14 protein-coding genes are annotated in these 11,627 nt (G+C 31.7%); 10 read left to right on the forward strand and 4 right to left on the reverse strand.

Annotated features, from left to right (window positions below; translation table 11 throughout):
- Positions 1 to 118 precede the first annotated feature (118 nt).
- The 10 genes from DRF65_RS08905 to DRF65_RS08955 all read left to right on the forward strand — a co-directional run bounded on the left by DRF65_RS08905 (position 119) and on the right by DRF65_RS08955 (position 8,499).
- Positions 119 to 751, forward strand: coding sequence for an HdeD family acid-resistance protein (locus DRF65_RS08905; protein ID WP_115970412.1), 633 nt, complete (start codon positions 119 to 121; stop codon positions 749 to 751).
- 664 nt (positions 752 to 1,415) lie between these two features.
- Complete coding sequence (locus DRF65_RS08910; RefSeq protein ID WP_115970413.1) at positions 1,416 to 1,808, forward strand: ACT domain-containing protein; 393 nt, start codon at positions 1,416 to 1,418, stop codon at positions 1,806 to 1,808.
- A gap of 51 nt (positions 1,809 to 1,859) precedes the next feature.
- Positions 1,860 to 2,168 (forward strand): hypothetical protein, encoded by a 309-nt coding sequence (locus DRF65_RS08915; protein WP_115970414.1) that lies wholly within the window; start codon positions 1,860 to 1,862, stop codon positions 2,166 to 2,168.
- Positions 2,169 to 2,281: 113 nt separating this feature from the next.
- A complete protein-coding gene (locus tag DRF65_RS08920) occupies positions 2,282 to 2,668 on the forward strand; it encodes a hypothetical protein (RefSeq protein WP_115970415.1) in 387 nt (128 codons plus the stop codon).
- A 5-nt stretch (positions 2,669 to 2,673) separates the two neighbouring features.
- Positions 2,674 to 2,874, forward strand: coding sequence for a hypothetical protein (locus DRF65_RS08925; RefSeq protein ID WP_115970416.1), 201 nt, complete (start codon positions 2,674 to 2,676; stop codon positions 2,872 to 2,874).
- Positions 2,875 to 3,511: 637 nt separating this feature from the next.
- Positions 3,512 to 4,975 (forward strand): tyrosine-type recombinase/integrase, encoded by a 1,464-nt coding sequence (locus DRF65_RS08935; RefSeq protein ID WP_115970418.1) that lies wholly within the window; start codon positions 3,512 to 3,514, stop codon positions 4,973 to 4,975.
- A complete protein-coding gene (locus DRF65_RS08940) occupies positions 4,975 to 5,478 on the forward strand; it encodes a hypothetical protein (protein ID WP_115970419.1) in 504 nt (167 codons plus the stop codon). The genes DRF65_RS08935 and DRF65_RS08940 overlap by 1 nt, the downstream gene beginning before the upstream one ends.
- A 186-nt stretch (positions 5,479 to 5,664) precedes the next feature.
- A complete protein-coding gene (locus tag DRF65_RS08945; protein ID WP_115970420.1) occupies positions 5,665 to 5,928 on the forward strand; it encodes a helix-turn-helix domain-containing protein in 264 nt (87 codons plus the stop codon).
- Between the two features lie 119 nt (positions 5,929 to 6,047).
- Entirely contained in the window at positions 6,048 to 6,818 is a 771-nt protein-coding gene (locus tag DRF65_RS08950; protein WP_115970421.1) for a DUF5131 family protein, read from the forward strand.
- A gap of 145 nt (positions 6,819 to 6,963) precedes the next feature.
- Positions 6,964 to 8,499 (forward strand): hypothetical protein, encoded by a 1,536-nt coding sequence (locus tag DRF65_RS08955; protein ID WP_115970422.1) that lies wholly within the window; start codon positions 6,964 to 6,966, stop codon positions 8,497 to 8,499.
- Between the two features lie 77 nt (positions 8,500 to 8,576).
- Here DRF65_RS08955 and DRF65_RS08960 read toward each other — a convergent pair whose 3' ends face one another.
- The 4 genes from DRF65_RS08960 to DRF65_RS08975 form a co-directional block, all read right to left on the reverse strand.
- Complete coding sequence (locus DRF65_RS08960) at positions 8,577 to 8,816, reverse strand: hypothetical protein (RefSeq protein ID WP_115970423.1); 240 nt, start codon at positions 8,814 to 8,816, stop codon at positions 8,577 to 8,579.
- Positions 8,817 to 8,839: 23 nt separating this feature from the next.
- Positions 8,840 to 9,214 (reverse strand): hypothetical protein, encoded by a 375-nt coding sequence (locus tag DRF65_RS08965; protein WP_115970424.1) that lies wholly within the window; start codon positions 9,212 to 9,214, stop codon positions 8,840 to 8,842.
- A 10-nt stretch (positions 9,215 to 9,224) separates the two neighbouring features.
- Positions 9,225 to 10,196, reverse strand: coding sequence for an SH3 domain-containing protein (locus DRF65_RS08970; protein ID WP_165852193.1), 972 nt, complete (start codon positions 10,194 to 10,196; stop codon positions 9,225 to 9,227).
- Positions 10,197 to 10,289: 93 nt separating this feature from the next.
- On the reverse strand, positions 10,290 to 11,627 hold a 1,338-nt coding region (locus tag DRF65_RS08975), incomplete at its 5' end, for a L,D-transpeptidase family protein (RefSeq protein WP_228438590.1).

Consider the following 11,627-nt stretch of genomic DNA (forward strand, 5'->3'; position numbering starts at 1 on the left):
TGTAAATTAGTAATGGAGGATTATTCAAATTCGGGTGAGAATTGTAATCTGTTTTTGAAATTCCGGCGGACGAGCCGAACACCGCATCACAAAGTAGGCAGACTTAAAAAATGCTCCTATGGCTAATCTATTTCAAACTCTTACCAATACGGTTAAGCATTGGTATATTCCATTGATTTTTGGGATTCTCTTTCTGCTCTGTGGTTTTTATGTATTCAGCGTGCCACTTGCAACGTATGTTACACTTTCCATTTTTTTCAGTGTTTCATTCCTGTTCTCGGGGATTACAGAAATATTCTTTTCCATACAGAACAGTAAATCTCTTCAGGGTTGGGGCTGGTTTCTGGTAAGTGGACTTCTGACTACAGCAATTGGGATTTATCTGATTGCTTATCCGCAGATTTCAATGTCTATTCTTCCGTTTGTAGTGGGATTTACTTTGTTATTCCGTTCTTTTCAGCTACTGGGTTTTGCTTTTGATCTGAAAAGTATGAAGATAATGAGTTGGGGGAATGTAGCTCTGGCAAGTGTAGGAGGTATTATCTTTTCTTTACTGTTGATATTTAACCCAATATTTACAGGGATTTCTTTGGTAACATTAACAGGAGTTTCCTTCATTTTTATGGGAATAGCTTCTATTATGCTGGCTTTAGACCTCAGAAAAGTTAAAAAAATTCCTGGAAAAGTAAGCCAGGAACTTAGGGATAAGATCAGATCTTTACAGGATGAAATTGATGATCTCAAAAAATAATTGATTAGCAAATCATAATAAGGATCTCCATTGGAGGTCTTTTTTTTTGATTTAAAATAAAATCTGATTTTGAATTAAATAGCCTTGTCAAGGTTTTAAACCTTGACAAGGCTACCAAGTCTTTCCTAATGAATCTTCTATTATTCTTAAAATTAATTTGCTGGAATTTTTAATTCTTACTTTCCAGGCTTTTCTTTCTATTGTTTTTATTAAATTAGCTTTAGTCTGAAGTAACTGACTACTTAATACATCATAGAAATATGAAAAAATACACTAATAAGCTGTATGGCTATATCTGCTATAGCATTCTTCCAAACAACTAAGGCCAAAGGAGGAGATAGGTTGGTCAACAAATATAAATTAAGGCAGCCCCAGTATTTTTCTGTCCCACCGCCGGTTAATCCTTTTCTGCTCAGTTTCCTGATGGGAATAAAGCATTTGTAATAAAGTTGCTGCTACAAAATCTACAGAGGAAATAAAATGGGTAGCAGGAAAAAATAACAATTATTATGATTTGGAAAAGAATGTTACTATAATTCAATCAATACTTAAAATAAAAATTGATACTTAGACAAGTAGATTTCATCAAAATATATTGATAATTTTACCTCAATCATAATGATGAAAGCTATTAAAAGAATTTTCAGCTAAAAAATAATTAATTATGGAAGGTGAAGTGAATTTAAAGAACATTTTGAAAAATCTAAATCCATCATTGAATGAAGGAAGATATGTGTATTGTACAGTTGAAAATATCGATAAAATTCCCTTGTCTAAAATCTTGTTTCTTTTTAAGGAAATAGAGAGTATAACAGTGGTAGTGAAAAAAGAAGATGCAGAAGAACTGAATTTAGGTTTTAGCTATGTGGCTTCATGGATTACTTTAGAAGTTCATTCTTCTTTATCAGCAGTTGGGCTAACGGCAAAATTTTCACAGGCTTTGAGTGAAGCTGGGATTAGCTGCAATGTAGTCGCGGCCTATTTTCATGATCATATATTCGTGGATGAGAAGGATGCAGAGAAAGCTATTGCAGTATTGAACACTCTTAAAAGTTAGCATTGTTAGTTATTTATGAACATGATAAATCAATTAAAATAAATTGAGATTATGGAAGATGAAGGTATAACGATTTTAGATATCAGGAAACTTATCAATATTCTGTCCGATAAATTGAAAAAACTAGACGATAAAAAGGTTGTGAAACTTGAAGATGATTTGTATTGGAATATTCTTGATGGGGAATTATATAACCCTTATGATGAACCTGCTCAACTTACGATGGGAAGTCTTACAGAAGATTGGGAATTCTTACAAAAAGTTCTAAACAGAGAACGGGAGATAATTGATTATGATTTGTATAAACTGGCTTCAATCTTAAAGTTTCTTGGGAAGAAGGGTATGATTACTAAAAAGTAGAGCGTTTTATTGTTTGTCAAGATGTCAAGATAAAGATCTGTAAATGTATTTCTACAAAACGATTATTCCTGATAGACTTATGAAACTTAAAACAATATGAAAAATAATATCCAATGAAATACTTAAAAGTTTTTATTTTTATAATCTGCATTTTTTTTATTTTCCATTGTACGGACAAGAATGAAAAAAATATACAAGATTTTAATACATATTCATTCAATACTGTTTTAAAAGGTGAAGGAGCGTATAATATAGGCTATGAATTTGAGGTCAATAAAAAATATTATGCAGAGAAAGAGTATGATTTTATTTATTATTCAAAAAGCTTAAGGGAAAGACGGTTTCTGATACCAAGAAGTTTGGAAAATGATGAGTTTCCTATTTATTGGAGAGAAGTTAATCTTCCTTTTAAAATTATTAAAAAAGCCAACAGTGATACATTACTCATTATCAAAAACAATAAAAAATTTATATTTAAAAGAATAAAAAATAGTGATTAAATAAAATGGCATTAATAACATTATTGATAGGTTTAGTTTTGATCTATTTTAAATTAAGCTCTAAAGAAAACGTCTTTAACGTGAAAAGATATGATGATTCTATGTATGATAAAATGCTTTATTATAGAGGGTGGGTTATAGCTGTTTTATTAATTGTGATCTCTTTGGCAGCCCTTTTTAAAAATGCTATAGATTTTATTAAATAGAAGTGTTTATAATTATAACTTCTGTTTTTCGTGAACAATCAATAAAAATCTGACTCTAAAACGAGCTGGATTTATTTTTGTTATGAGTTTCCGTATCTTTTTATTTCAATCTTACTCTAGTTTTGCTGAAAATTTAAAAACTAGAAGCGTGAAAAAAGTTTTATTATTGCTAGTATTGATCTCAGTGACTGTAGTTTATTCTTGTGGTGGAAGTAATGAGGAATCTGGATATTGTACCTATAATGGGTATACACTTTATACGGGTGAAAAAGGAGGATGTTATTATCTTTCCTCAGGTGGAAATAAGGAATATGTTGATAAGAGCTATTGTAGAAAATGTAACTGAAAACTTGAAAGAGAACTAAAATTAAAACAGGTGCTTATAGTATCTGTTTTTATTACATACATAAAAATAGAAAACCATCCTTAAAAAGGATGGTTTGTAGACCCACAGGGTATGTCATCTTGTGTTTATTTGTACTTGTTTGAATTTGTTTTGTCTTTCAAATTACTTATTAATAGGCTTTTGTGTTTTATTGAATGTAATTAAATTCAAATGTATTCAAAAATTAGGGTGACCAAATGGATGACCTTTTTTTAATTTTTCGTATATTTGTTATACGAATTTTTTTATTTTATGGCAAAGTTGAAAAGATACAATAACGAAACAGGAAGTGTTAATTTTAGATTGAAAGAACCAACAAAAGAAATCTCCCGAATCATGGGCAGATATTCGTTCAAAGATTTGAAAGTAGATTTTTCAACAGGTCTAAAGGTTGCTCCGAGCAGTTGGGATGGCGATTCTAAAACGGTTACTTCTGGCAGTGATAAAAGAGAAATCAATCAGAAACTTGCTAAATTCAAAACATCCATTGTAGATACTCATAAGAATTTCAATGAGCATTACAACCGCATGCCAACAAAGGATGAACTAAAAACCATTGTAGATAATGCAATGGCAGAAAAACAGCTTGCTACTGTACAGAGGAGCAAAAAATCTTTTGATGATGTGTTTCAAGAGTTTATGAGATTGATCGAGCTTAGAAACAGCCGTGCCGAATCATCAGAACAGAAAACCCTGCACAAAACTTATATTTCATCTTTCAATGTTATGTATCGGGATTTAAAAGATTTTGCCAATGATAACAATATTTTTCTTGATATAGATAAATTTGATGAAGTACAATGTCTGGAATTTCAAAATTGGCTATTTGATACAGAAAGAGTGAAATCATTAAGTACACTCAGAACCCGAATCAAAAGACTGTCACAAGTACAGAAGCGTGCTTTTGAGAAAGGTTATACAGATAACAGAAGTTATTTACAGGATGAATACAGCGTTAAAGTACCTCCGAGTTTCCACACGGTTCTGACCGAACCTGAAATCAAAATACTGTATGAACATGATTTTTCCGATGCTCCGAGACTGGAAAGAGTGAGAGATTTATTTATTCTTGCTTGTCATACCTCCCTGAGATTCGGAGATATTACACGAGTTGAGGGCGGACATATTGACCATAACAGTAAAAAGATGAATATCTTACTAAAGAAAAGTTCAGGAGTGGATAAATATAAAATAGTGAGTTTTCCTTTTTTTGGATTTACGGAAGAGATTTTGAATAAATATAATAATGATATAAAAAGTATTTCAATATCTAATCAAAACACTAATGAGTATTTGAAAGAACTGTTTAAGGCTGTACCTTACTTTAGTGAAAAGGTAATAACTCGTGAACGTCCAACTAATGAGGGTGTAGTATTTGAAACAATCAATTTTTCGGATAAGGTAGCTTTTCATGATTCTAGGAGAAGTTTCTGTACTAATCGATATATTGAGGGTTGGGACTTGTTGGAGATATGGCAGTATACAGGTCACACGGATGAATCTGTTTTCAAAACCTATTTCAAACCGACCTTTGAACATGAGCAGGTAAGACAGGAAAGTATCAAAGTTAGAAATGAAAAACTTCAAAAGATTGATTTGCAGACTAAAGAGATAGAAGAACTGAAAGCCCAAATGCAGAAAATGCAGGAACTCATTGAGAGTGGAAACATGGAGCAGTTGGCAGAAATCATTAATATCAACAAAAATGTTTCTTAATGTTGAATCTACCTAGCGAAAGTGAATGTGCAGAACGTCTGAAAGAGCTAGTTTTAGAGCGTGGATTGAGATGTGGATGTAATGACACCAGAGGTTTCTATTGGCTACGAAAAAAAGCTTGTTTTGAGTGTAAAAACAGAAGCTGTAAAGCAACCTTATATCTGAAAGGATTAACTAAAATGAGAGGGAGTAAGCTCCCTTTTCGTATTTGGTTAGGTGCTATATACCTGTATGTGATTGACCAAGGTGTCACAGCTACAGAAATACAGAAACAATTAGGCCACGATACATACAGTTCGATATGGCAACTTCTGGCAACAATTAGGAAGCTTGACATTGAAATATCCGAACTTCGGGAAAAATACAAGACTGAAAATGATAACACGAATGTTATTCCTGACCGTTTGATGCATTTATGGTGGCTTGACTTTCATCAAACTTTCTTTTTCAGACAGCCGTCAGAGGTACAGGACGGTATCTGGAATTGGTTGATTGATTTTTAGGTGCTGTTCCGATATTTTTTAATTTTAACAAATTTTAACTTTTCTTTGAAACTCCCTGATAGATTCAAATTCAAATTTTCATTAGAAATAGGGCTACGAAAGGATTAAAACGATTTTAATGCTTTTGTGTTTGTTTTATATAGTTCATAATTTTGTGGTATTAAATGAGATATAAAAACAAACAATATGGATTATTTTAAAGATTTTTTCAAAAAAATTGAAGATTTGATTGATGATAAATTAAATCAATTTGAGTGTAAACTGGCAGAAATGTATAAGCCAGAAGGTAAAGAAATAATGACGAGAGCAGAAACAGCAGAGTATTTCGGAGTTTCGCTCGGAACATTAAACAATTGGTCAAAAAGCGGGATTTTAGTTCCTATCGACTTCGGTGGTAGAGTGTATTATACCCGCAATGAAATTCAAGCAAAATTAGGATTGGCTTCTTAATCTTATTCGGGAAATTCTAAACAGTCCCGATTTACTTAAAAATCCACACTTTTAATATTAATCAAGACATAGTTTGAGTACTGTGTGGGTACCCTTTGTGTCATTTTTTTTAATAGATTATGGAAAATACAAAAATTCAGTGGACAGATAACACATGGAATCCGTGGTATGGCTGTCAAAAAATATCACCAGGATGCAAATTCTGTTATATGTATAGAGATCAAGAAAACTATGGAGGTAATCCCCAAAAAGTTTTTAGATCAAAAACAAGATTCAAAGAACCTATGAAATGGAAACAACCCAGAATGATCTTTACTTGTTCGTGGAGTGATTGGTTTATTGAAGAAGCAGACCTATGGAGAAATGAAGCATGGGAAATTATCCGAAAAACTCCACATCATACCTACCTGATACTTACGAAAAGACCTGAAAGAATCAAAGATCATCTTCCTAGTTATTTTGAATCATTACATAATGTCTGGATTGGAGTTTCTGTCGAAAGCCAACAGCAAGTAAGTAGAATTGCTTATTTGAATGATCTGTCATGTATCACTTTTGCGAGTTTTGAACCTCTAATCGGAGAGATTGAGTGGGACCAAAATATGAATCTTCTGGATTGGTGTATTATCGGTGGTGAAAGCGGTAATGATACGGGAAAGCATAGATACAGACCTATGGAGTTGGAGTGGATGGAAAAATTAATTGATGCTTCCATTAAAAATAATGTAAAATGCTTTGTAAAGCAACTGGGGACTTATCAGGCAAAATCATTAAGCCTCAAAGACAAGCATGGTGGGGGTATTGATGAATGGGATTCACACCTACGGATAAGAGAATTTCCTAACAAAAGAAAGCCTTTTGACTTATTTTCATATTCAATCTCTGAATAATCTAGCAGAATAACCAGTTTAACTTCAACTGCTGGGTAGTAAACTTTTTAAATCTCTAAAAATTTTAACAATTCAAGGTGTAGCCGTAGTAAAGGAACTATGGAGAGCTATTGCTATGCCTAATTTTCAACAAAAACAAACAAATATGCAACAATATAAAAGCAAAAAATTAAACCGTAAAATAAATGTAACGGCTTTCTATCACAAAGATTTTAAGTGGAAAGTAGTATTACCTACGATCATTTATAATTATCTTCAAGACAAGCTTCAAGAACAACCGCCATTTAAAGGATTCAAAGAGGATATAGCCTTGTATTACCTTAGCTTAATTATTAGTGTTCCAGCACGGAAAAAGGACAAAATATATAAATATGGTTATGTCCCATTGTTCGCTCAGGCACTAAAAGATAAAAACTACAGATACAAAGAGTATTTTAAATACTTTCTTGATATTGGTATTCTTGAATATAAGGAGTATTCAACAAGTGCTAAAAAAAGCAAAAGTTTTAGATATAACTTTTCTAATATCAAATTTGAAGGTACTGAATGTGTTAACTTTCAAGTTTTTGAAATTTCTGATGTGAATTTTAATAAAAAACTGCTGAAAGAAGATCTTTTTAATGACTGTTTTTCATCATGCCCGCAATTATGTACTTGGTTTGATGATGGCCTTCATATTGATTTTGATCGCCTTTGCTATGATATGCAACCAGAATTTTGCTATAACAAATATAATTTGAACTACAATGTATTCAACCCAATCTTATCAAAAGTGTATAACTACTGGTACTCGGCGCTAATGTTGAAAGAACAATGTTTCAGAGTCTCCCGTAAATCTGATTCTGATAATAGATTACATACTAATTTAACCAATATGCCATCTATATTTCGCCCGTATCTGACTTATCATGGTGAAAACATTCAAAGTCTGGATATTAAGAACTCACAACCCTATTTTATGGTTTTAGTATTGGAGAATTTAGAGAATAGTAATGTTAGAGGAATTATAAATAAAGTATTTAATAATAATAGTGATATGGGTATAATGATGCAGAAATTACAACAAATCACCTCTAGTAAAGCGTTTCAAGAGGAATTTAGCCCTTTGAAAAATGCGGTGTTGACAGGGCAGTTTTATGAATTTTTAATGCCACTTTTTCCTGATATTAAACCTTTTAAAGTAGTTTCTGATAGTGATGGTGAACTAATCGAGTATTATCAACATCGTTTTTATAATTCCAGCAAAAAACTAATCGAGCTTTGTGAGTTTAAGAGTAAACGAGATTTAATGAAAAGATTGACACTTCAAATTCTGTACACCCCACTTACAAGACCTTCAAAAGAATATATGATCTTTAAGCTGCATTTTCCATTGCTTTGTGAATGTATTGAGACTTTTAAGGCTACCACAGATGAACCAGATTCAGTCAAGCTGTTTCCTAGACTTCTGCAACAGGTTGAATCTGATTGTGTACTTGATAAGATCTCAAAGGAACTTTGTGAAAAATATCCTCAAATGCCGCTTTGGACAATACATGATTCTTTCTGTACTACTCAGAGCTGGTTTCCGATCATGGAAACTGCTGTTAAGGAACTATTTTTAAGCTATTCTGACGGTATTTTACCAAGTTTTAAATGTGATGCATGGTGTAAGGATTGTGAGTGCCTGAAAGTAGCTTAAAATCAAAATGATTGGCTTTATCTGCTTGTGGTAGAACCAATCATTTTTATGAGTGAAAAATAATTATTATAACTTTTCTATACATCAGCAACTAGCTGTAGAAATTTTACATAAACCTGAACTTCAAATTCATTATTTACTAAATTCATGGCAATTTCTTCGGTAACATAGATGGAATCTTTAAACACAAATGTATTATCAGTTGAAATTCCATTGTACAATTTAAAGACTTCTAATATTTCATCATTAGTGTATAAAGTTGCTATTTCATCTAAAGAACTGTAGTTATTGATAATACTAATTGATCGAATTTTCATGTTTTTATTTTTAGATTAATTTTTTAGCGGTTAATGTGTGGTTTAATTTCATCACCGAAAATTACTGACCCATTTTCAATTATATAAGGGTGAATACTTTGGTAATTACCATCTAAAGAAAGAAACACTTCTGTAACAATAACATCTTTTCCATCAACTGTACCATTCCAGGCAATAGCAGTAGCTCGAATATCTTCGTCCTTTAGATCTTCTCTTACTCCCTGTATTAGTAGATCATACATTTCGTTTGAATCAGTTGTTTCAGAATAAGCACCAATGTAAGTCAAATCACCATTTGCTCTAATATATGTGCCAAAAGGAGCAAACTCACCATTTTCTTTTAGAAATAATTCCGCTTGCTCCATTAAAGAGTTTAGTAATTTTTCGATGTTGTTCATTTAGAATACATTATTTTGATTTTATCCTGCTTTTATGAATATATCCTTCTTTTCCTTCTTTAGTTTTTACTAAAAACCAATCTCCAGCATTATCCAAAACCTCAATATGTTCTCCTGATTTTACATTTTGTAGAACCTCAGAGGAGGTATTTTTATCTTTTCTTAAATTGGTATAGCCATCTGGGTCAATTATGATGGCTGAAGACTGGCTGGCTGTTTTTTCGGAATTAATTATATATCCTTTTAAGGTGTTTTGAATATTTTGATTAAAATAATTTTTTTCAAATACATTAAGCTTTATCAATAGTTCTTCACCAAAAAGTGGACTGATATCTATGAAATTTATTGTTTTGTTTTGCCATGCGGTGTATAAACTTGGCGAAAATATACACTCCTCAGTACTAAATTTAGATATTTTTCTTTTAAAAGACTCGCTAAATTCTTTTTCTTTATCTGGGAAGAGAAATAACTGCCCATTCTTTAAATCAATATCACCCAAATTATCCTTAAAAAAAGACTGTTTTACAAAAAATTCATCTAATTGTGGAAAAATTGTATTTAATAATGTCGTTTCATGATATTTGGCTCCCTGTTGTATAAAAAATAATGGATTCTCTATAAAAAATTTTGTAAGTTTCTCACCATATAATTCAACACCATTATAGGCTACATCATTATCTTTGGAAAGTTCGGATAAGATGTAAAATGCATTTACATCTGACAATTGAATCATTCTGATAATCAATAATTGAGAGACTAATGTTGATTTAAATTCATCATCTTCAATTTTTGTCTCTTTTAAAAATTTTATAAACTCAGTCCTATAATTTTTGTCTAATAAATCTTTAATTTCTATATCTTCAATATACTGATTATTGTATTGATATTTTTTGAGGTCGATATCATTTTTTTGAAAAATTGTATTATCGATAGTAATACCATCTATCAGTCTCGTTTCATTTATGACCTGAGTATTATTCATAAGATTATCTTGTTTTTTGTTGTTCTTTTGACAGCTATATGTCACAAATAAAAAGCTTAAAAAAAATATGCTTAATAATCTATTTAACATGATTTATTTCTTTAAAGTTAATTTTCCAGGTTTAACGTTTGGATTATTTTTATGATATTCAACCCACCAATCATAAAACTGCTTAGCCTCAGAATCCCATATTCTTATACAGCCTTTCGTTCTCAGTAGATCTGGATTTTTTCTTGGCTCAAATGTTTCAGTTTCTTGCCTTCCACCATGAATTCTTATGGCTGATCTACCACTTTTATCTGCTTCATCACCAGTACCCTTTATTGGTTCAAATGCCAGTCTTGGATTGGGACCATAAGTCGTTCTTTTTTTTCCTGATGATGATCCCATTATAAATGGAGATGATGCTATTTGATATACCCCAAACGGAGCATCAGAATCTGTTATCATTCTATCTTCTCCTGCTATGCCTTCAAGTAGACAATCTTTTATTGTAAAAACAATCTTTCCTGAGTGATCGTAAACCTCCATTTTTCCTCTTCTACAGTTGTTTCTAATAGGAGTTTTTTCTTTATGCGTACATTTACTACCAGTATATTTTTCTGTAATGATAACGTTCCATACTCCTTTTTCCAAAGTAGGTTGGATTTTTTGTTCTTGACTTTTTTGACATTCAAAAGTTTTAACTTTATGAGCCTTTCCTTCTTCATAAAAGTTACTAATGCTTTTTTCAATTTCCCAAATATAAGTCTTTCCCTCTCCATCATATTCCTTTTTCCCACCATTTTCATATCTTTTTTTTTCACCTTCTTCATGAAGAAAAGTTGGATTTTGTCTGTAACCGTAATGTCTTGATTTACTTAAATCTGTTAATTTCCCATTTTTTTTATATGCTAAGGGGTATTGATTATCAAAAACAACATGGTTTGGTTGATTTCCTCTTCCAACATCAACGGGCATTAATATTGATAAGTAAAAATCTGTAAGAGTATTTATTTTATCTTTCTTTTTTGCTAAATATTTCTCAACATAATCTAATTGCTGTATTGCGGTCATTTTTAATAAATCAGCCCTTGTAGTTCCAACGGATTCTGCTGCGGAATCTCCAAATTGTATGAGTCCAACATAGCTTGTTTTCTTTCCTGCGGTTGGTGAAAATGTTTTCCCTGTCTCCAATGCCATTCCTGCCATTAACAAATTAGGATCTTTTCCTAGTCTTTTTGCTATTTGTATAACTTTTTTTCTAAATTCACAACTGACTTTTTCTCCCCAAATCAAGTCTTTATATTGTTCTTTACAAATACAACTAGAAGGAGTTTTCCCTTGCTTCGGTTCTTTCACCATCGTTGCACTATTCCCACTCGGCACTTCAGTAGGAGTAGCATCTGCACTCACAGGCATGATGGCAGATTTTACGGAAGTATCATTGTG

This window comes from Chryseobacterium pennae (assembly GCF_003385515.1).
In the GTDB taxonomy this organism is placed as follows: domain Bacteria; phylum Bacteroidota; class Bacteroidia; order Flavobacteriales; family Weeksellaceae; genus Chryseobacterium; species Chryseobacterium pennae.